At 32.4% G+C, this 22,245-nt stretch carries 22 protein-coding genes; 19 read left to right on the top strand and 3 right to left on the bottom strand.

The window, feature by feature from the left end; genetic code table 11:
* Entirely contained in the window at nucleotides 1-486 is a 486-nt protein-coding gene (purE, locus tag ACUUYC_RS12625) for a 5-(carboxyamino)imidazole ribonucleotide mutase (protein WP_474266239.1), read from the top strand.
* Between the two features lie 520 nt (nucleotides 487-1,006).
* On the opposite strand, the gene ACUUYC_RS12620 is transcribed toward purE, so the two are convergent.
* On the bottom strand, nucleotides 1,007-1,813 hold the full coding sequence (locus ACUUYC_RS12620; RefSeq protein ID WP_474266238.1) for a T9SS type A sorting domain-containing protein: 807 nt from the start codon (nucleotides 1,811-1,813) through the stop codon (nucleotides 1,007-1,009).
* 90 nt (nucleotides 1,814-1,903) lie between these two features.
* Nucleotides 1,904-4,342 carry a T9SS type A sorting domain-containing protein gene (locus ACUUYC_RS12615; protein ID WP_474266236.1) on the bottom strand — a complete coding sequence of 813 codons (2,439 nt, stop codon included), beginning with the start codon at nucleotides 4,340-4,342 and terminating at the stop codon, nucleotides 1,904-1,906.
* 166 nt (nucleotides 4,343-4,508) lie between these two features.
* On the opposite strand from ACUUYC_RS12615, the gene ACUUYC_RS12610 reads away from it, so the two are divergent.
* From ACUUYC_RS12610 to ACUUYC_RS12550, 13 genes are all read left to right on the top strand, one after another.
* On the top strand, nucleotides 4,509-6,542 hold the full coding sequence (locus ACUUYC_RS12610) for a M3 family metallopeptidase (protein ID WP_474266235.1): 2,034 nt from the start codon (nucleotides 4,509-4,511) through the stop codon (nucleotides 6,540-6,542).
* Nucleotides 6,543-6,860: 318 nt separating this feature from the next.
* The gene (locus ACUUYC_RS12605; protein WP_474266234.1) at nucleotides 6,861-7,364 is read left to right on the top strand and encodes a GbsR/MarR family transcriptional regulator; all 504 of its coding nucleotides are present in this window, start codon (nucleotides 6,861-6,863) and stop codon (nucleotides 7,362-7,364) included.
* Between the two features lie 80 nt (nucleotides 7,365-7,444).
* The gene (locus tag ACUUYC_RS12600; protein WP_474266233.1) at nucleotides 7,445-7,798 is read left to right on the top strand and encodes a hypothetical protein; all 354 of its coding nucleotides are present in this window, start codon (nucleotides 7,445-7,447) and stop codon (nucleotides 7,796-7,798) included.
* Nucleotides 7,795-8,235, top strand: coding sequence for a hypothetical protein (locus ACUUYC_RS12595; RefSeq protein WP_474266232.1), 441 nt, complete (start codon nucleotides 7,795-7,797; stop codon nucleotides 8,233-8,235). Before ACUUYC_RS12600 ends, ACUUYC_RS12595 begins: the two co-directional genes overlap by 4 nt.
* Nucleotides 8,236-8,247: 12 nt before the next feature.
* Complete coding sequence (locus tag ACUUYC_RS12590; protein ID WP_474266231.1) at nucleotides 8,248-9,138, top strand: SAM-dependent methyltransferase; 891 nt, start codon at nucleotides 8,248-8,250, stop codon at nucleotides 9,136-9,138.
* Nucleotides 9,139-9,142: 4 nt separating this feature from the next.
* Nucleotides 9,143-9,496, top strand: coding sequence for a hypothetical protein (locus ACUUYC_RS12585; RefSeq protein ID WP_474266229.1), 354 nt, complete (start codon nucleotides 9,143-9,145; stop codon nucleotides 9,494-9,496).
* 7 nt (nucleotides 9,497-9,503) lie between these two features.
* A complete protein-coding gene (locus ACUUYC_RS12580) occupies nucleotides 9,504-9,911 on the top strand; it encodes a hypothetical protein (protein WP_474266228.1) in 408 nt (135 codons plus the stop codon).
* An 11-nt stretch (nucleotides 9,912-9,922) separates the two neighbouring features.
* Nucleotides 9,923-10,888, top strand: a complete 966-nt coding sequence (locus ACUUYC_RS12575; protein ID WP_474266227.1) for an SRPBCC family protein — start codon at nucleotides 9,923-9,925, stop codon at nucleotides 10,886-10,888.
* Entirely contained in the window at nucleotides 10,885-11,799 is a 915-nt protein-coding gene (locus ACUUYC_RS12570; protein WP_474266226.1) for a TIGR01777 family oxidoreductase, read from the top strand. Before ACUUYC_RS12575 ends, ACUUYC_RS12570 begins: the two co-directional genes overlap by 4 nt.
* A gap of 288 nt (nucleotides 11,800-12,087) precedes the next feature.
* Nucleotides 12,088-12,810 (top strand): YqjF family protein, encoded by a 723-nt coding sequence (locus ACUUYC_RS12565; protein WP_474266225.1) that lies wholly within the window; start codon nucleotides 12,088-12,090, stop codon nucleotides 12,808-12,810.
* Nucleotides 12,811-12,845: 35 nt separating this feature from the next.
* Nucleotides 12,846-13,310, top strand: coding sequence for an SRPBCC family protein (locus tag ACUUYC_RS12560; protein WP_474266224.1), 465 nt, complete (start codon nucleotides 12,846-12,848; stop codon nucleotides 13,308-13,310).
* Between the two features lie 76 nt (nucleotides 13,311-13,386).
* Nucleotides 13,387-13,941: a sigma-70 family RNA polymerase sigma factor gene (locus tag ACUUYC_RS12555; RefSeq protein WP_474266223.1), complete on the top strand. Its 555-nt coding sequence runs from the start codon at nucleotides 13,387-13,389 to the stop codon at nucleotides 13,939-13,941.
* A 10-nt stretch (nucleotides 13,942-13,951) separates the two neighbouring features.
* A complete protein-coding gene (locus tag ACUUYC_RS12550; RefSeq protein ID WP_474266222.1) occupies nucleotides 13,952-14,209 on the top strand; it encodes a hypothetical protein in 258 nt (85 codons plus the stop codon).
* 1 nt (nucleotide 14,210) lies between these two features.
* On the opposite strand, the gene ACUUYC_RS12545 is transcribed toward ACUUYC_RS12550, so the two are convergent.
* A complete protein-coding gene (locus ACUUYC_RS12545; RefSeq protein ID WP_474266220.1) occupies nucleotides 14,211-15,059 on the bottom strand; it encodes a UbiA prenyltransferase family protein in 849 nt (282 codons plus the stop codon).
* 152 nt (nucleotides 15,060-15,211) lie between these two features.
* Here ACUUYC_RS12545 and gcvP point away from each other — a divergent pair, with 152 nt between their 5' ends.
* The 5 genes from gcvP to ACUUYC_RS12520 all read left to right on the top strand — a co-directional run bounded on the left by gcvP (nucleotide 15,212) and on the right by ACUUYC_RS12520 (nucleotide 22,163).
* Complete coding sequence (gene gcvP / locus ACUUYC_RS12540; protein ID WP_474266219.1) at nucleotides 15,212-18,058, top strand: aminomethyl-transferring glycine dehydrogenase; 2,847 nt, start codon at nucleotides 15,212-15,214, stop codon at nucleotides 18,056-18,058.
* Nucleotides 18,059-18,278: 220 nt separating this feature from the next.
* On the top strand, nucleotides 18,279-19,337 hold the full coding sequence (locus ACUUYC_RS12535; RefSeq protein ID WP_474266218.1) for a 3-oxoacyl-ACP synthase III family protein: 1,059 nt from the start codon (nucleotides 18,279-18,281) through the stop codon (nucleotides 19,335-19,337).
* A 2-nt stretch (nucleotides 19,338-19,339) separates the two neighbouring features.
* Entirely contained in the window at nucleotides 19,340-20,131 is a 792-nt protein-coding gene (gene proC, locus ACUUYC_RS12530) for a pyrroline-5-carboxylate reductase (RefSeq protein WP_474266217.1), read from the top strand.
* An 83-nt stretch (nucleotides 20,132-20,214) separates the two neighbouring features.
* Complete coding sequence (locus tag ACUUYC_RS12525; RefSeq protein WP_474266215.1) at nucleotides 20,215-21,006, top strand: LytTR family transcriptional regulator DNA-binding domain-containing protein; 792 nt, start codon at nucleotides 20,215-20,217, stop codon at nucleotides 21,004-21,006.
* A gap of 68 nt (nucleotides 21,007-21,074) precedes the next feature.
* Nucleotides 21,075-22,163, top strand: a complete 1,089-nt coding sequence (locus tag ACUUYC_RS12520) for a serine hydrolase domain-containing protein (protein ID WP_474266214.1) — start codon at nucleotides 21,075-21,077, stop codon at nucleotides 22,161-22,163.
* Nucleotides 22,164-22,245: the final 82 nt, after the last annotated feature.

Genomic DNA, 22,245 nt, shown 5'->3' with positions numbered 1-22,245 from the left:
ATGGCAAAAGTGGGAATTATTATGGGAAGTACAAGTGATCTTCCTGTAATGCAAGAAGCAATCGATATTTTGAAGGGTTTTGATATTGAAATTGAAGTAGATATTGTTTCTGCACACAGAACTCCTGAGAAGTTATTTGATTATGGAAAAAACGCACATACACGTGGCATTAGCGTTATTATTGCTGGCGCTGGCGGCGCGGCACATTTGCCAGGAATGGTAGCATCTTTGTCTCCATTACCAATTATTGGTGTTCCTGTAAAGTCTAGGAATTCGATTGATGGCTGGGATTCTGTATTGTCAATTTTACAAATGCCTGGTGGCGTTCCTGTAGCAACTGTTGCGTTAGATGGCGCAAAAAACGCTGGAATATTAGCAGCACAAATTATTGGAACTTCTGATAAGTGTGTACTCGATAAGATTATGGTATATAAAGAAGGATTAAAACAGAAAGTTATTAATTCCGCTAAGGAAATCTCAAAATAGAAAAAGCCGCTTTTACAAGCGGCTTTTTTGTATCATACAGATCATTAAAAATAAAACTAACCTACCATATTATTAATCATTTTTTTTACCCCAAAACATGTTTGGATAAATAAGTCTGTAATGATGAATCAAAAGTATTGTATTCATCATTATTCGCACTTTTGAAACTACTTTAAATTCGTTTTCTCGTTTAAATGCATCAACTATTCGCTGAAAGGTATTTCTATCAATAAAATGCTTATTTATACTTCATACTAAATAGTAAAAAACCCTCTAAACATTCGTTTAGAGGGTTTACATCAACCAATCCATTTTAATTACATACAGTTAATAGGGCTATCAACATTGTATCATGCTTCAAGTAGGTTACATATATTTTATAATCATCAAAAAATTATCTCTACTAAATCAACAGTGCAAAACTCTTAATTATCTAGTAGTTTGAACAATAGTGAAATATGTTTCTATCTAGAATCGATGAAATACACGAATAATAGGCAAAATGAATTCTGAAGTATATTTATTTTACAATTTTTTTGATAATTGTTGCTCCTAAAGCATCTGTACATCGCAAAATGTAAATTCCACGTACTAAACTGTTTACCTCAACTTTGTTTGTAAAGTCAGTAGTAAGCATACGTTTTCCTGAGATATTGAAAAGTTCTAACGTTTCAATATTTGTTAGTTTTGTGTGAATGGTAAGCATATTACTTGCAAAGTATGCATGTATATTTGTGTCTTCTTTTTGAATGTCTTCTATACTTAATGAACCACGGCGATCTAATTTTAGAAAGAAACGATCATTGAATTCGCCAACAATTCCAGCAAATGAATAACTTGTTTGGCGTAAATCGGTAAATAATCCTTCGTATCTATCTTCTAAAATGATATCAAAACTAGGATCTAGAAATTCTGCATCTATTGATAGTGTATATGTTTCATTTGCTGTAAGTTCATATCCTAACGGAACTTCTACATCTGTATTTGTTAATTCTGGTAATGCTTGAATTGAAAGTCGTGTTGATCCCATAAACGAGTAGAATTCTATTACTGCTCCATCATTTATGAAATTCCCATCAAATCCGTCATCATAGTCATTTGTTCCTTCAGGAATGAATCCTAAAAGAATAGTCATGAATGAACCATTTCCTGCTAATCGTAATGATATTCGTCCGTCAGTTTGGTCGTCTTCTGAGTTTGGTAATTGATTGTTTGTAGTATCAATATGTTTCCAATTACTTTTTTTCCAAAAGTTATTGCAATCTTGTCCAAAGGATAGAATTGAAATACTCATACATAAGAGCACCAATAATAGTTTTGTTTTCATGGCTATGGGAGATTAGGTAGTTTTTCTGATAACTAAACCAATACAATGATAACAAAATATTATTTACTTACAATGCTAATTATTTCTTATTTAAGACTTTAAAATTTTCTTTGCGACGGTTATACCGTTTTCAGTAGTTAACTTTACAATGTAAATACCTCTTGACAATTGCGGAATTGCTAACGTATCCGTATACGCACGTTGAATGATTTGCTTTCCAGAGATATCATATAAAGTGATTGTTTTAAAATCAGTACGATTTGTAATAATTTGTAATTCTTCACCTTTGAATAATACATTTGTTTGCGTTTCAACTGCTTCAACATCCTCCACACTTAAGGTATTTCTACTTTGAACATTTAAGAAGAAACGATCATTCTCTTCTGTTGGTGCGGTAGTAAAAGAATACGTAGTTTGTCTTAAGTCTGTAAAAATCCCTTCATATCTGTCTTCTAAAATAATATCAAAGGCAGGATTTAAGTATTCTGCATCAATTTCTATTGTATACGTTGCGCTTGACAACACTTGATATCCTAAAGGAATTTCATAATTAGTATTAGATAGTTCAGGTAATGCCTGAATTGACATTTTATCCGTATTTATATAAGAATAGAATTCCAAACTAGAACCTTCATTGATAAACGGGCCATCATATTGTTCTTCATAATTTACTGTTCCTTGTGGAATAAACCCAATTAGTTGTGTTGCATACACTCCATTACCAGACATACGTAATGACAATCTTCCATCTGTTTGACTATTGCTCGTATTTGAAGTTTCAGGAGTAAACGCACCTGTTGAGTTAGGTCTGAAAAATTGTGTGTTATTTGCTATAACTCTGTGTGAATTTTTAAACGTAACTGATCCGCTAGTACCACTTTTTGCTTGTACTGCAAATCCTTGTGCTGTTCCAATATTTCCATCGGCAGCTCCTAAAGGATTAGAACCAGTACTATTATATTCTATATAGTCTGATGCTAAATTATCTCCTATTGGAGCTTCAGTTTGTCTCCAATAATATACAGTTCCTTGAATTTCATCTGAGTTATCACTTTGAAAAGTTTCCCAATCAATTGCTGATGGATATGGATTACCGATAATATTATACCCAGATTCTCCAGAACCTGGATCAACCGTGTAATATACATTTTCAACAATATCTCCATTATTTACTGTTCCTGTAAAGGTTGCAGTTTCTACATTATAATGGTTTGCTCTAAATGCATATCCTCTTCCTACTTCCATATCTGTATGGCTATTACTCCATGCTGCGCTTGTTGCAGAAGCATTCCAGAAATAATTATATCCTCCTACACTTGGAAAAATAGTAGCAATTGTACTATTACTCTCGTCAATAGGCGTTGACCAATATGAATAAAAGTATCTATTTGTATAATTTGGTGAATCACGCTTTACAGTATAGCTTCCGCTTCCCTTAACAGCAATGTTTTTGCGAGATAACAAAGCTCCATCATCTTCTATAGTAACAGTTCCATCATTAGTTAAATCATAATAAACATCTAATGTAGCTCCTGCATTTATTGTTATGGAAGCTGTTGCATTTACTGTAAGTTCACCAACTTCGGTATGTGCCGTTAATACAGGATAGTTTGTAGAACTCTGAATTATTACAGATTCTAACTTCGCTCCGTCTGGTGCAGTTCCTCCAACCCAATTGCTTCCTGTTGTCCAACTTGTTGTTGAAGCTGTAGCTGACCATGTGATTACCGTTTTATTACTTCCAGAATCTGTTACTACAGCATCATCGTCGTCTAAATAAGTTATCGTATCTCCATCTAAAGCAGCAACTAAATTATTTGTACCAACTGTTGTAATTAAAACATCTTTATTGTCATCTATTTCGGTTGCTGTACGTACATCATCCCAAACTCTAAATCCCCAAATATTACCAGCAAAGTAATTATTAGAATTAGATTGATTATTATTATTGAAACAATATTCAGAACTACCGCCCGACGTCCATGTTCCACAGTTTGGATAACGTACGTTAGAATCAGATCGTCCTAAGTTTATATTTCCTGAATGATTTCTAATTTCAAAACCAGCTCTAGAGTCCATTAACGTTCCATCTAAATACCATTTCAAATTTGTATTATCTGAAGCAGCTATTGGGTCATTAACAGGTGTTGAAACATTATCAAATACTAATGCTATATGATACCACGTATCATCACTAATAGGTTCTCGAAAATAAGTTCCCTCCCAACGTGGAGTGTAATCATTTGCTCTATTATATCCACCAACTACTACATAATCGTTTTCCACATACATAACTATACCACGAGAACCACCACCTTCTTTGTAGATAACTTGTCTGCTTGTAGCATCGTCCACTTTAAAATAGCCTTCAATTGTTCTATCGTTAACAGTTGTTGTGTTAATATTGTCAGAATCACTTAATCTAATATAATCATCTACACCATCTAAATAGTAACCATCCGACGGAGGTTGAGCTTGTATAAAAGATGTAGTCAGTAATAAAAAGAATAGTATTTGTAATTTTTTCATAATCAGGGCAATTTTGATATTATATACGCAAATTCTCTATCTTTGATTTTTATTAAGTAGGTATGTAGAGTTTGTTGATATAAATTTATAATACTTACATGAAAATAACCTTTTCTTACAAACATAAAAATTCAATTTCGACAAACAGCGCAAATATACCGATTAAATGAACTTACTAAATACAAAATTTACTACAAAATACACAACTGCTCCTTTTTCTAAAATTAATACAAACGACTATATACCTGCCATTGAAGCAGAAATTGCACGTTCAAAAGAGGAAATTAATCACATAACAAGTGATGAAAATAGTCCTACTTTTGAAAATACGATTGAAAAGTTAGAGTATTCGGGACAACAACTGGATAGAATTACAAGTGTGTTTTTTAATTTGAATTCGGCAGAAACAAATGAAACAATTCAAAAGTTAGCACAGGAAATCTCTCCGAAATTGACTGAGTTTTCAAATGACATTACACTAAATGAAGCGCTGTTTAAAAGAGTAAAATATGTGTATGATCAGAAAGAAGATTTAGAGTTAACTACAGAACAGGAAACCTTACTTGATAAGAAGTTTAAAAGTTTCTCTAGAAACGGAGCTAATTTACCAGAAGATAAGAAAGAACAACTTCGTGAAATTGACAGAAAACTTTCGAAATTAAGCTTGACTTTTGGAGAAAATGTACTTGCAGAAACCAATAAGTTTCAACTACATTTAACAGATGAAAAAGATGTTTCTGGAATTCCTAATGGTGCTTTAGAAGCTGCAAAAGCAATTGCTCAAAACGAAAACAAAGAAGGTTGGATTTTTACACTCGATTATCCAAGTTATATTCCTTTTATGAAGTATGCAGATAATAGAGCATTGCGCCAACAAATGGCAACTGCTTTTGGTTCTAAATGTTTTAAGAATGACGAGTTAGACAATCAGAAAAATGTACTGGAAATTGCAAAATTACGTCATGAACGTGCTAATTTATTAGGTTACCAAACGCATGCACATTTTGTGTTAGAAGAACGCATGGCTGAAACGCCAGAAAAAGTAATTTCTTTCTTAAATGAATTACTAAAAAAAGCTAAACCAGCTGCAAAACGCGAGTTTAAACAATTGTCAGACTTTGCTAAAAAGCTAGATGGAATTGAAGAACTTCAAAGCTGGGATAGTTCTTATTATTCTGAAAAATTGAAGCAAGAATTATTCAATTTGGATGATGAAAAGCTTAAACCATATTTTAAGCTTGAAAATATAATTGATGGCGCTTTTACCGTTGCAAATAAACTATTTGATTTACGTTTTGAGCAAGTTTCTGATATTGATGTATATCATGAAGATGTTAAAACATACGAAGTCTATGATGGAAACAACAATTTTGTGTCTGTATTTTATGCAGATTTTCATCCGAGAAAAGGAAAACGAAATGGTGCCTGGATGACGTCTTATAAATCGCAACAACGAAAAGATGGAACTGTAGAACGTCCGCATGTTTCTATTGTGTGTAATTTTACAAAACCAACAGCTTCAAAACCTTCTTTATTGACGTTTAATGAAGTTACAACCTTATTCCATGAATTTGGTCATGCATTGCATGGAATGTTAGCAGATACAACATATCCAAGTTTAAGTGGAACTTCTGTATTTTGGGATTTTGTTGAATTGCCAAGTCAAGTATTAGAAAACTGGTGTTATGAAGCAGATGCATTGGCAATTTTTGCCAGACATTATGAAACTGACGAAGTGATTCCAATGGAATTTATTGAAAAAATAAAAGCTTCTGCAACCTTTTTAGAAGGAATGGCGACACTACGTCAATTGAGTTTTGGATTGCTCGATATGAGTTGGCATGGAATTAATCCGACAACAATTACAGATTTAAAAACACATGAAAGCGCAGCTTTTGAAGACACTCGATTGTTTCCAAAAAATTCTAAAACAGCAATGAGTACTGCTTTTTCACACATATTTCAAGGCGGATATTCTTCTGGGTATTATAGTTATAAATGGGCCGAAGTCTTAGATGCTGATGCTTTTGAGTACTTTAAAGAGAATGGAATTTTCAGTAAAGAAATTGCTTCAAAGTTTGCAACTCATGTATTATCAAAAGGAGGAACAGAACATCCAATGACTTTATACAAACGTTTCCGTGGAGAAGCTCCAAAACCAGATGCCTTACTAAAACGTGCAGGTTTATTGGTTGGTTAGATGTTAGATGTTAGATGTTAGATGTTAGATGTTAGATGTTAGATGTTAGATGTTAGATGTTAGATGTTAGATGTTAGATGTTAGATGTTAGATGGAAATTAAATACTAAATCGTCTTTTCGAGTGATTTTCGATAGAAAATTGTATCGAGAAATACTTTAAAACACCAAACAATACTAAATACAAAAGATAACTTAAGTTCGTTTCAAATAGTGAAATTACTATTGAAACGAACTTTTTCTTTGTACTAATTTCAAACAAAATAAAAATAAACTTTCAAAAATTATTGAAAGTTTAAAAATTATTATATATTTGTCTCATGAAATACAAAGAAGCAAAAGATAAGTTTATACAAACATGGGGATCATTAGGAAACCTGTGGGGAATTAACAAAGCAATGGCGCAAATACATGCGTTACTTTTAATTTCTCCTGAACCAATATCAATGGAAGATGTCATGGAAGAGTTACACATTTCAAGAGGTAATACAAGTATGAATTTACGTCAATTGATTGATTGGGGAATTGTATACAAAACCTCAAAAGCTGGTGAACGAAAAGAGTACTTCACATCAGAGAAAGACATTAATGAGCTTGCAAAACAAGTTGCGCGTGAACGTAGTAGAAGAGAAATTCAACCAACATTAAAAGTATTGAAAGAAGTTAGTACTATTGAAAATGATGGTTCAGCTAAAACGGCAGAGTTCATAAAGCAAACAAAAGCGCTTCACGAATTAGCATCAACCGCCGATTCAATAATGAATCGAGTCGTAAATCAAGAGTCGAATTGGCTGACAAAAACATTCATGAAGCTCTTAAAATAAGATACGAAAGGAATTCATTTTCCTTTTTTATTTCAATATATGTTTCACAAATTACTGAAAGTTTAAAATATATAATAGTTATGAAATTTATTCAAAACATCAACGGCATCATATACGGATTAACACTTATAGGATATCTAACCATTATTTACGGATTGTATATGCAAATTCTTCTTGGGTTTTCTCAGATTCTATTTTTCTTAATCCTCCTATCTAATTATGATAAGTTTTCTAGAAAAGTAAAAGATCATTTAAACATTTATGGAACTACCTTAATCGTCTATTTTGTGTTCATTTTATTTATTAAAAATAATGATTATGTACCTTCAAAATACATCACAGAACTCAGCATACTCATTAGTATTTTCATTCCTATGACAATCGCTACTTATTTTACGTACATCCTTTATAAACTTCAAAAACAAGTATTATGATTGATTTTATTCCTAATTGGCTAATAATCCTTGGCGGAATTGGTCAAATATTTACAGCACTTATTTATCCATATATACGTCATCGAGTATTTGATTGGTATACAGATGTAAAAAAGTTAAAACCGCTAAATCAAGAAATTGCAAAAACGTACGGAAGATATATTCAAGGATTAAATTTTTCTTTTGGTTTGATTGCGATTCTATTAACGAACGATCTAAAAAATCAAACACATTTAGCATTAGCAATTACTGGATTGATAGGAATGTATTGGGTTGGAAAAGTTGCTACTCAAATTGCATATTATCCTATGTATACAATTCCTCAGCAACCAATTTTTAAAATCGGTTCATATTGCATGAATACACTATTTGTACTATTTGCAACAGTTTACACTTTACTATTTACGTATAACCTCATTGGAATTTATTTCAATTAAAATCTCACAATCATGAAAAATCTATGTCTTCTCTCCTATTTAAAAAAGGAATTTCAAACATCATCCTCTAATAAAGAACAAGTAATTGATTTTTACAATGAAGCAACTGAAGATTATCGTTTTTGGAGTCATGATTTAAATATGCACTTCGGTTATTTTGATCTTTTCAGAACAAATCCATTCAAGCGTGATACGATGCTAAATAGAATGAATAAAGAAGTTTTTAAACGTTTAAATATTGTTGACAAAAAAAAGCACATTGTAGATTTAGGTTGTGGAATGGGCGCTTCTATTCGCTATGGAATTTCAAACTATCCAAACCTTGCGGTGACAGGTTTTACAATTTCTCCTTTTCAGGTTGAAAAAGGAAATGAAATGCTCCATACAGAACGCGGAACGATCTTAAATAGAGATTACCGCAATACATTTTTTAAAGAAAATTCTTTTGATGGTGCAATGGCAATTGAAAGTCTATGTCATTCAGGTTGTAGCAAACATGCTTTAGAAGAAACCTACCGAATTATGAAACCTGATTCAACATTTGTAATTGCAGATGCCTTTACTAAAAAAAATGTTGACGAAATGAATCCGTTAGCAAAATATACCTACAAAGGTTTATGTGACTCATGGAGTTTGGAAAGTTTAGGTAATGTAAACCAAGTAAAATCTGATTTAGAAAGCATTGGTTTTAAAGATGTAAAAGTAGAAAACATTTGGTACAGAGTTGCGCCTTCTGTATTGCACGTACCATTTACGATTAGTGCTTTTATTTTAAAAAAGCTATTCAAAAAAGAACCCTTAAAACCAGAAAGTATAAAAAACTTAAAAGGTTCGTTTTTCGCTTTGTTATCAAGCTTAAGCTTAACAAACTTTGGATATTACATCATCACGGCTAAAAAATAACAGCATGAATTTCAACATTATTAGTTATATAATATACATTCCAATTATCTTTTTTATTACGGTAAAAGTAGGTTGGGTACTCTACAAAAACGGAGAAGTATTCTTGTATAGCATTTTAAGTAATGACACTGAAACTGCCGAAAATATAAACAAAATATTACTGATAGGTTATTACCTAATCAATTTGGGCGCAGCCACAATTACCATTGCGTTTTGGGATACTGTAGAAACTAGTTATGAAATGGTAAATACACTTTCTGACGTATTGGGAAAAACAATTTTATTGCTCGCGCTTATGCATTATAACAACATCTTTTGGATCAAATTTTTAAATCGAAAAAAACAAACAATAAACTAATACTATTATGGAAACATCAAAAATCATTATCGCGTACTTTATCTATCTTCCAATTGTCATTGGATTGACCATATTTGTGTCAAAAAAATTATTTGAAAGCGGAAAAAGCTTTATGATTGATATCTTTAAAGGTCAAGAAAATATTGCAATAGCAACGAATAAATTATTTGAAGTTGGTTTCTATTTGGTGAATATTGGTTGGGCATTAATCATCATGAAAATATCATTCTACAATTCAACATACACAATTAGTAATCAACGATTAATCGAGATTATGGGATTAAAAATAGGAAGCTTCTCCATATACTTAGGTTTAATGTTATTCTTAAATCTATTTCTATTTTTGAGAGGAAGAAAAAAAGCTAGACAATCTACAAAACAACTTGCAACAGAAGAATTTACGAAGTTCAATTAAAAAGTAACGGCATGAAAACAGTTTTAAAGAAAAACAAATACCTCACTTTTGCTTTTGCATGCTTAGTAACAGCAATGCTTTCAACACTATTTGTATACATAGGCGTTGATATATTTAATGATTATGGCTGGACAGTTTTTGCGCTAATTCCGTTCTTTTCAGGTGTAACAACTACTTTAATCCTAAGTTATTATGGGCACGTTACTTTTGCAAGCGCTTTTAAAAACTCATTACTCGTATTCTTTGTATGTGCTTTATTTTTATTGCTATTCGCGATTGAAGGTATCATTTGTATCATTATGGCAGCGCCAATGGCAATTCCATTTGTGATTTTAGGTGCGTTTGTTGGCTACAAAATTCAACACAAAAAAGCTTCAGGCATCAAAATGATTGTATTATACATTATCGTAGTTCCATCATTACTAGCTTTTGAAAATCATACAGATGTAGAACCAACAGTGTTTCCTATTCAATCAAGCATTATAATTGATGCACCAATTGAAGAAGTATGGAAACAAGTAATTGAATTTCCTGAAATGGAAGCACCAACGGAATTTCTTTTCAAAACAGGAATTGCCTATCCAATAAATGCAAAAATTGAAGGAAAAGGAGTTGGCGCTATTCGGTATTGTAACTTCTCTACGGGAAGTTTTGTAGAACCAATAACCGCTTGGAATGAACCAAATTTATTAGCTTTCTCTGTAAAAGAACAACCAGTTCCTATGAAAGAAATGAGTATGTATGACATTAACCCAGCACATTTACATGAATATTTTGTGTCTAAAAAAGGGCAATTCAAGCTTACAAAATTGGCAGATGGAAAAACACTTGTAGAAGGAACAACTTGGTATTACAATAAAATTCAACCTGAAATCTATTGGAAAATTTGGAGTAAATACATCGTTCAAAAAATTCATCATCGTGTATTAAACCACATAAAAGTAACATGTGAAACAACTCAAAAATCAGAAGTATGAAAAAAATAGTCATCGCAGGCGGAAGTGGATTTCTTGGAAAAGCACTCATTGATTTCTATCTTCCTAAAAATTATGAAATAGTTGTGCTTTCGCGAACTGTCAAAGAAACAGGAAACGACATGCTTCGGTATGTTAAATGGAACGCAAAAACGCTCGATATTTGGTTGACAGAATTGGAAGGAATTGAAGCATTGATCAATCTTACGGGGAAATCAGTTGATTGTCGTTACAACGAAAAAAACAAAGCTGAAATTCTAAATTCACGTATTGAATCTACGGAAGTATTAGGAAAAGCGATTCAAGCATGTGTAGTGCCGCCAAAAGTTTGGATGAACTCTTCTACTGCAACAATTTATGAGCATTCGTTAGATACAAAAATGACAGAAGCAACAGGTGTTATTGGTGACGATTTCTCTATGAATGTTGCCAAATCATGGGAAGAAACATTTTATAACATCAAAATACCAAGAACACAAAAAATTGCTTTGCGAACGTCTATTGTTCTAGGAAAAAATGGTGGCGCTTTTATTCCATTAAAAAATCTAACGAAAGTTGGACTTGGAGGAACGCAAGGAAATGGAAACCAAAAAGTAAGCTGGATTCATGAACACGATTTCTGTCGCGCTGTAGATTTTCTATTAACGAAAAGCAAAGAAGGAATTTTTAATATTACATCGCCAAATCCATTGGAAAACAAAAGTTTTATGCAAACGCTAAGACATGTATTAAAAATTCCGTTTGGAATACCACAACCAAAATGGTTACTCCGTTTTGGCGCTAGAATCATAAAAACGGAAGCGGAACTATTATTAAAAAGTAGGTATGTAATTCCTGAAAAATTAGTGACAGCTGGTTTTCAGTTTAATTATCCAACAGCAGAAACTGCGATAAAAGAAATTATATCCCGATAAAAGTCAGTATTAAATATTATTTTCTATTACTAATTATTAAAGAATAACTCTGAATTATTGAATGCTTCTCAAATGACGATCTTAAGAAATAGTGAGTGAAAAGTGGAATTGCAAAGCGTAGCTTTAAGCATGAAACGCATGAGCGAATGTTGCGTAGCAATTTCCTATAGATCGTCTTGACTTTTTTGGTTCGTTTTTGTGTCAAGACAAAAATGAACGTAACTAAATAGTTGAAAACAACCATGCAGAATGTATTCTATTTAATCAGATTTTAAAATAAACTATTATATGAGTTTTTTAACAGCCGAATGGCGAAAACTAGTTTTTATAAATTACACAGTTGACCCAGAATTATTACAAAAATATGTCCCAAAAGGAACACTTTTAGATAGTTATAACGGAAAATGTTTTGTGAGTGTAATTGGTTTCATGTTTAAGAATACTAAAGTATTAGGTTGTAAAATGCTAGGCTTACACACATTTGAAGAAGTTAATTTGCGATTTTACGTAAAACGAAAAGACGGAGACATTTGGAAAAGAGGTGTTGTTTTTATTCAAGAAATTGTTCCGAAACGCTTGTTGAGTTTTGTAGCAAATACGGTTTATCATGAACATTATAGTACACGACCAATGTCTCACAAATGGAATATTACACCAAAAACAATTGACATTTCATACACTTGGAAAAATAGAGAAACAACACAATCTATTGCTGTAAAAGCGAGCAACAATCCTATATCGTTTCCTGAAGAGTCAGAAATTGAATTCATCTCAGAACATTATTTTGGCTATACCAAATACAACGAAAACAAAACCTTTGAATATGAAGTAACGCATCCAAAATGGTTGTATTACAAGGTTAATGAATATACTGTAAATGTAGATTTTGAATTGAATTACGGAAAAAAGTTTGCACATCTTACCACACAAAAACCAGATTCTGTATTTTTAATGGAAGGTTCTGCAATTACTGTTGAACCAAAGAAAAATTTATCATTACTAAAAAAATAATCTAACTCAAATAGTAGCACTTTTAATCAAGTAGAATGACCACAATCCACATAGAAACACAAATTAACGCACCGATTCAACTCGTATTTGATCTTTCCAGAGATATATCAGAGCATGAAGCTTCCGCCAATCACACACGTGAAAAAGCAATTGCGGGAAGAACTTCAGGAAAAATAAAATTGGGAGAAACGGTTACGTGGCACGCTAAACATTTTGGTTTTTATCTAACACATACGAGTCTTATTTCTGCGTTCGAATCTCCAACGTATTTTGTAGATGAAATGACAAAAGGTACATTTAAAAGTTTTCATCATGCGCATACTTTTAAAGAAGTTGACAACCAAACACTCATGATTGACGTACTAAAATATGAAGTTCCGTATGGTGTTTTCGGAAAATGTTTTGACTACTTATTTCTAAAATCATACATGAAAAAATTTCTACTTGAAAGGAATCAACATCTCAAACAACGCGCTGAATTGTTAAATTTAACAAATTGAGTATTTCCCTTACTTTCTAATAATTTTTTATTTCGACAATTATCGTTTACTTTTGAAGAAATAATTTAGACCATCAATGCCAAATCACAAACTTGATCCTAATACCTGGATTACGCTCTATGCTGATTACCTTTACAATTATACTATTGTAAGAGTAAAAGATAGAGAAACTGCCCAAGACTTAGTCCAAGAGACATTTTTTGCGGGATTAAAATCAATGGCTAATTTTAAAGGAGAAGCTTCCGAACGAACGTGGCTAATTTCTATTTTGAAACGAAAAATCATTGATTATTATCGTAAAATAAATTCTAAAAAAGGACAAGCCGAAGTAAGAATCAATTACAATTCTGATTCCGAATCTGAAGGAGATTGGCTAGAAGAACGCGTTGCGGACAACTATGACAAAAACGCGGAAGATCAAATTCAGAATGAAGAACTTGGACTTGCCATCGAAGATTGTTTAGATAAACTTCCTGAAAAACAAGCCACTATCTTTAAAATGAAAACCATTTTAGGATACGATACTGAAACTATTTGTAATGATCTAAATATAACTGCGTCTAACCTTTGGGTTATCATTCACAGAGCACGTACCGCGCTTTCTGGGTGCCTCGAACAGAACTGGTATTAAATCGAATTAAATGAGTACAAAGAATAAATTTTTTATATCCTGCGAAGAAGCAAAACATATCTGTGATAAGACACAATATGGAGAAGCTAGTTTTTGGGAAAAAGTAAAACTAAACGTTAGATTATCTTGGTGTCGTATCACTAGAGCCTATTCAGGCAATAACAACAAGTTAACAAAATTGATGCAAAAATCTAAGATTGAAGCCATCGAAAACGACAAGAAAGCAGAAATGCAACGCAAACTGCAAGAAGAAATAAGCAAATATTAGGCTACAAAAAAAGTAGTGCTAAAAACCATACAATCGGAATACTTTCTACCCAAAAAGATGTAAAGTATTTCGATTTTTTTATGCTTGCTTGCCAAACTACTATTGCTAATAAAATGCTCAGTCCAATAGTACTAAAAAATACTGTTGAATATATTGCTGTTTGCCAGAATTCAATAGCTATAAAAAGTAAAATCCAGCCATAAGCAATCAATTTTGTCTTTCCAACTCCAATTCGTTGTGGCATCGTTCCTAAACCTGATGCATCAAACTTTAAATCACTAATCTCAAAAGGAATCATCAAAATCAAAATTAACAATACACGCTGTATCAAAAATAAAATTGTCGATTCGTCAAACCTAAGAAGAATCACATGTATTAATTCATATGAGTCATAAGCGCTAGTATTTACTAAAGGTAATATTACCGTAACACCTGCCCAACACAAACCAACAATCAAAATTTTGAGTCCAGGCAAGTCCCTAAAATTTTTCTGTTTGGGTAAAAATGGAATAATATATAATGATGATAAAACACTCAATCCAATTGCCCAAAGCAATGTGTCAAATTTTAAATGATACGCATAAAATAATGTCAACCCAAAGCAAATAAAACTCAATACTTGAATTCCTTTTTTATAACTAGTTTTTACAAAAAAATAACGTTTGGCTGAACTTCCATATTTTATAAAATTATATGTAACAATTGTACTATAAAATGTGAAATACAATACAGCTTCATCATAAGGTAATTGAAATAATATCAGTGTACTATATGTCAATGCATACACACTTAAACCTATATGAATACTACTATCTAAATAAAAATTGAAAAGTTTCTTTAAAACATTCATCACACAAAAATAACGAAACTGTTCATAACCTATATTTTTCGTTAAAAACTTTCCATATTCGCTACAGAATAAAACTAAAAGATATAATTATTTAATCGTACTTTTGCATAGCAAAAAAAACACACAACTATATAAAAGAAAATACAAAGTCGATGAATACGGATTCTTTCTCATTAAGACACAATGGAACACGCGCAAAAGATGTTCCTTACATGTTAAAAACCATCGGAGTTGATTCTCTAGAACAACTTATAGACGAAACTATTCCTAGCGGAATTCGATTAAACGCACCGTTGGATCTTCCAGCTGGTTTAAGCGAAAACGAATTTTTGTCACATATGCAAAACCTTGCAGGACACAACAAAATATTCAAATCATATATTGGATTGGGATATCACGAACCTGTAACGCCAGCAGTAATACAACGCAATATTTTTGAAAACCCAGGTTGGTATACAGCATATACGCCATATCAAGCTGAAATTGCACAAGGAAGACTGGAAGCTTTATTAAATTTCCAAACAGTAGTAACTGACTTAACAGGAATGGAAATAGCAAATGCTTCTCTATTAGATGAAAGTACAGCTGCTGCTGAAGCAATGGGAATGTTATTTGCAGTTCGATCAAGAGCGCAAAAGAAAGCTGGTGTTTCAAAATTCTTTGTCTCAAACGAAGTATTACCACAAACAATTTCGTTGTTAAAAACAAGAGCGATTCCAATTGGAATTGAATTAGTTTTTGGAGATCATAAGGAATTCGATTTCTCTACTGAGTATTTTGGAGCTTTATTACAATATCCTGGAAAGCACGGACAAATCTTTGATTACAGAGCATTTACTGAAAAAGCAAACGAAAACGAGATTAAAGTTGCTGTTGCTGCAGATATTTTAAGCTTAGTATTACTAGAATCTCCAGGTAATTTCGGAGTTGATGTAGTTGTTGGAACTACGCAACGTTTCGGAATTCCATTAGGATATGGTGGACCACACGCAGCATTCTTTGCTACAAAAGAAGAATACAAACGCCACATTCCAGGTCGTATTATTGGTGTAACCAAAGATACAGATGGTAATCGTGCATTGCGTATGGCGCTTCAAACACGTGAACAACATATTAAAAGAGACAAAGCAACTTCTAACATTTGTACGGCACAAGTATTACTAGCTGTCATGGCTGGAATGTACGCTGTATATCACGGTCCAAATGGTTTAAAATATATTGCAAATAAAGTACATGAAAATACAGTTGATTTAGCAAATACGCTAGAAAAGCTAGGTTTTCAACAAACAAATACAGCGTATTTTGATACAATTGTAATCAAAGCTAATGCTTCAACAGTTAGAGAAATCGCAGAACAAAACGAAGTAAATTTCTTATATATTGATGAAAATACAGTTGGAATTTCTATCAATGAAGCTACAACTGCTCGTGACTTAAATGATATTGCATTTATTTTTGCTGCTGTTGCTTCAAAAGAAACAATAGCAATAGAAAAAACAAATGTCTCTAAAATAGAAACATCAGTTGCTAGAAAAACTACTTTCTTAGAAGAACCTGTTTTTAATAGTTATCATTCTGAAACAAAAATGATGCGTTATATCAAAAAACTAGAGCGTAAAGATTTATCCTTAAATCATTCAATGATTGCGTTAGGTTCATGTACGATGAAATTAAACGCTGCAGCGGAAATGTTATCGTTAAGTTCGGCACAATGGAATAACATTCATCCATTTGTCCCTGTTGAACAAGCAGAAGGATATCAAATTCTATTAAAAGAATTAGAGCATCAATTAAATGTAATTACAGGATTCGCAGGAACTTCATTGCAACCAAACTCTGGAGCACAAGGAGAATTTGCAGGATTAATGGTTATTAGAGCGTATCATGAATCAAATGGAGATACACACAGAAATATCTGTTTAATTCCAGCTTCAGCACACGGAACAAATCCGGCAAGTGCAGTAATGGCAGGAATGAAAGTTGTTGTAACCAAAACAACAGAAGATGGAAACATTGATGTAGAAGATTTACGTGAAAAAGCACTAAAGCATAAAGATAATTTAGCTGCGTTAATGGTTACATATCCATCAACACACGGAGTTTTTGAATCTACAATTAAAGAAATTACACAAATCATCCACGACAATGGTGGACAAGTATATATGGATGGTGCAAACATGAATGCACAAGTTGGATTGACAAATCCTGCAACAATTGGCGCAGATGTTTGTCACCTAAACCTACACAAAACATTTGCAATTCCACATGGTGGTGGTGGACCAGGAGTTGGACCAATATGTGCTGCTGCACACTTAGTTCCTTTCTTACCAAGCAATCCAATTATTAAAACTGGTGGAGAAAAAGCAATTACAGCAATTTCTTCTGCACCATGGGGAAGTTCATTAGTATGTTTAATCTCTTATGGATACATTGCAATGTTAGGTTCAAAAGGATTAACAGAAGCCACAGAATATGCTATCTTAAATGCAAACTATATCAAAGCACGTTTAGAGGACGAATATGCTATTCTATACACAAACGAACGTGGAAGATGTGCACACGAAATGATCATTGATTGTAGACCATATAAACAACATGGAATTGAAGTAACAGATATTGCAAAGCGTTTAATGGATTATGGATTCCATGCACCGACAGTATCGTTTCCAGTTGGTGGAACAATTATGATTGAACCAACGGAAAGTGAAAGTCTGTCAGAATTAGACACTTTCTGTGATGCTATGTTAGCAATTCGCAGTGAAATTTCAGAAGCAGAAGCTGATGATACAAATAACGTGATGAAAAATGCACCACACACTTTAGGTATGCTAACAGCTGAAGAATGGAACCTTCCATATTCACGTCAAAAAGCTGCATTTCCATTACCATATGTAGCGGAAAATAAATTCTGGCCATCAGTTCGTAGAGTTGATGATGCCTATGGAGATAGAAACTTAATCTGTACATGTGCGCCAATTGAAGCGTACGCAGAAGCATAAGAATAACTAAGGAGCGTTTTATTGAACGCTCCTTTTTTCATTTCCCCTTATCTTTTTTTTGCATTATTATCATTATTTGAGGGTTTTTCTGATAATTATTCAAAACCTTAACATATGAGTGAATTATCCGCAAAAATTAAAATTTCCGCTTCTTATCTCAAATAATCACACATTATAATGATTAATTTAGTTGTCTTAAATCTTAAAAACTGATATTGGTATGAATGTCAAAATAACTGGGACAGGATGCTATATTCCCTCTGAAGTTGAAACAAATGAAGATTTCCTCCAGCATGAATTCCTAAATGACGATGGTAGCCCTTTTAAACAGAATACGAATATTATTATAAAAAAATTCAAGTCCATTACTGGAATTGATGAACGCAGATATGCTGAAAAACAACATAGCTCTTCAGACTTAGGTTTCTTTGCTGCTGAAAAAGCTATTGCGAATGCTAAAATTGATCCTGAAGAATTAGACTACATCATTTTTGCACAGAACTTTGGTGATGTTAAAAAAGGCTCAATTCAAAGTGATGCAGTTCCAAGTTTAGCAAGTAGAGTAAAACATAGTTTACGAATTAAAAATCCAAAATGTGTAGCCTATGATGTTGTATTTGGTTGTCCAGGTTGGCTTGAAGGCATGATACAAGGGTATGCATTTATAAAGGCAGGAATTGCTAAAAAATGTTTAGTCATTGGTTCTGAAACATTATCAAGAGTTGTTGACAAACATGATCGTGACTCTATGATCTACTCTGATGGTGCTGGCGCAACTGTTATTGAAGTTTCTAATGACGATAGCGGCATTATTTCACATGAATCTGCATCGTATACGTATGACGAAGCGCATTATTTATTCTTTGGAAAATCATATAATACTGCATTAGATGAAGACACACGTTACATTAAAATGTATGGTCGAAAAATATATGAATTTGCTTTAACACATGTTCCATCTGCTATGAAAGCATGTTTGGACAAAAGTAATATTCCTATTGAAAGTTTGAAGAAAATCTTTATTCATCAAGCAAATGAAAAAATGGACGAAGCCATCGTAGAACGTTTTTACGGATTGTACGACAAGGAAGTTCCTGAAGGTATTATGCCAATGACAATCCATGATTTAGGAAACAGTTCGGTTGCTACAATTCCAACTTTATTTGATATGGTAACGAAAGGACAAGTAGAGAATCAAGAAATAAATAAAGGCGATATTATTATGTTTGCTAGTGTTGGTGCCGGAATGAACATCAATGCAATTGTGTATAAATATTAAACATGAATCAAGATACGATTGCCATTATTGGTGGCGGAAATTTAGGAAGATCTATTGCACAAGGATTATTGAAAAACAATTATAATCCTCAGCAAATTTATGTAACACGTACAAAAGTTACTCTTTTAGATGATTTAAAAGCGCAAAACATACGTACAACTTCTGACAATATAGAAGCTGTACAACAATCAAAAATCTTAATTTTCGCCCTAAAACCATATCGTATTGAAAGCGTTCTAAAAGAATTAGCTTCACATATTACACCTGATCATTTAGTAATTTCTGTGATTAGTGATTTTTCACTAGCACAACTTTCTAATTGTTTAGCTTCAAATATTCAGGTTATTCGCGCTATGCCAAATACAGCAGCTGCTATTAGTCAATCAATGACTTGTTTAGCTTCTAAAAATGCTTCCGCAGAAAACATATCTAAAACCAAATTCATTTTTGACGCACTTGGTGAAACTATAGAAATTGATGAAGGTTTAATGGACGCTGCAACTGTTTTAGGTGCTTGTGGAATTGCCTATGCATTGCGTTTTATCAGAGCTATGATTCAAGGTGGAATTGAAATTGGATTTGATGCCAAAACTGCCACAAAAATTGCTTCACAAACCGTAAAAGGAGCTAGCGAATTATTACTTCAAAATGGCAATCATCCTGAAGAAGAAATCGACAAAGTAACCACACCAAAAGGTTGTACTATTGCCGGATTGAACGAAATGGAGCATCAAGGGTTTAGTTCTTCCCTCATTAAAGGAATTATAACATCTATTGAAACAATTCAGAAATAGACTACTTTCTATTTGGTTTGTATTTGCTAAATTAGTTGCACAAAATACACTACTATTCATTTGAGTAGCACTAATAGATTTCAATGTCCTTATTAAAATTAAATAAAACATATATATATCACTTTTTAACTGCACTTATAATTGCTGTTTGGATTTCTATTTTTCTAATTATAATTGCTCCTTTTGATATTGCAGAACTTCCTTTTACTATACGATTACAAATAATGCCAATGTATGGTATCATTTCATTTTTGGGATACATTGTATTAATTCCATTTCAAATTTGGGCTACTAAAAAAATGCGCAAACAGTTCCTTTTATTTGAAGTACTTCATATAATTCTATTTAATATTCTAGTGCTAGTTGGTAGTTATATATATTATAAATCTAGCATCGTTAATGGTGAATATTCTTTTACAAAATTTACACTCGAAGTTTACTATCCAATTTTCTTTATACTATTGCCGATAATTATTTTTGCAAAATGGTTTTTAAACAAAAAGGATATTCATCTTGATTCAAAAAAGATAGTTTTAAAAGGTGATAATAAGTTAGATATCCTTCAAATAGAAAGTCCAGAATTAATTTGTATTTCAAGCGCGGATAATTATGTAGAAGTAAGTTATTTAATAAATGATGTATTGAATAAAAAGCTACTAAGAACTACTTTAAAAAATATTGAACTACAACTACCCGAATTAATGAGAGTGCATCGTTCGCATTTAATAAATCCAATTCATTTTAAAGAATGGAAAGATTCGGCTAGAATTTTATTGACTGGAATAGAAGTTCCTGTTTCTAAAAATTACAAAAAGGACGTATTAGCCTTGAATCATTCATCCCTTAAAACGACAGATTCGCCACAATCGCAATAAAATAGGGGCTTACAATAATTTTCATTTCTATTTTTGAAACCAACAAAAACTTCATAAATACATAAACAATGAAAAAATATATAATCTTAACAGTTACTTTTTTAGTATCCTTTATAGGAATTTCACAAGACAAACATAAAGAAGTAAGTGTATTATTAGACAAAATAGTTTCAGAAAAAAAGGTAATGGGCGTTGTAGCTGCTTACAGTGTTGACGGTAAAACGATAGCAATAAGTGCGGCTGGATATGCAAATAAAAAAGCTAAACAACAATTTACAACAGAAACCCAACTACGAATGGGTTCTATTGCAAAACCAATGACTGCATTAGCCGTTATGCAATTGGTAGAGCAAGGTTCATTAGACTTAGATGTGCCAATACAAACGTATATTCCGGATTATCCTAAACATTCAAAAACTCAAATTACCGCAAGACATCTATTATCGCACACATCAGGAATTGCAGGTTATAAAGACGGAAGAGAATCTAATACAACAAAAAACTATCCAACACTTTATGATGCGTTATCTTTATTTAAAGACAGAGCATTGTTATTTGAACCTGGCACTCAATACAGTTATACAACCTATGGCTATACAGTTTTAGGAGTTATTATTGAACGTGTTTCAGGGCTTACTTTTGAAGCATATATGCAAAAAAATATTTGGGATAAAGCTGGAATGACGAAAACTGGCGTTGATAAATTTGGCGTGAAAATGGAAAACAAATCGGAGTTGTATTCTCGTAATAATGGAAAAGGGAAAGCTAAAAAGGCCAAAGAAAATAATTTGAGTAATAGAATTCCAGCTGGAGGATTTTATACAACTGCAGAAGACATGTTAAAGTTCGGAAATGGAGTATTGAATAATGTTTTCGTAAAAGAAAGCACATTAAATCTTATGCGCCAACATCACAGTTTGGAAAAAGAAAATAATGCGTATGGTTTTGGATGGTTCTTGTATGCAAAAAAACCTAATGAAGGCGCTATTATTGGACATCCAGGAGGGCAAACAGGAAGTACTTCATTTCTTTTTATTGTTCCTAGCAAAAAATCAGTTAGCATCATTTTAGCGAATACATCAAGAGCGCAATCTAGTGTTGATCCAGTAGCCAATGAATTATTAAAATTATCGTTGAATGCCTCAAAAAACAAATAATTCGTATAGATTCTATATGTCCTAAAAACCTATAAGATTTCCCTGTAGTTCATTTTCTTTTATTAACTTAGTTCAAGTCAAC

It is taken from the genome of Kordia sp. E (assembly GCF_056033805.1).
This window is presented reverse-complemented; position numbering and strand designations above follow the sequence as displayed.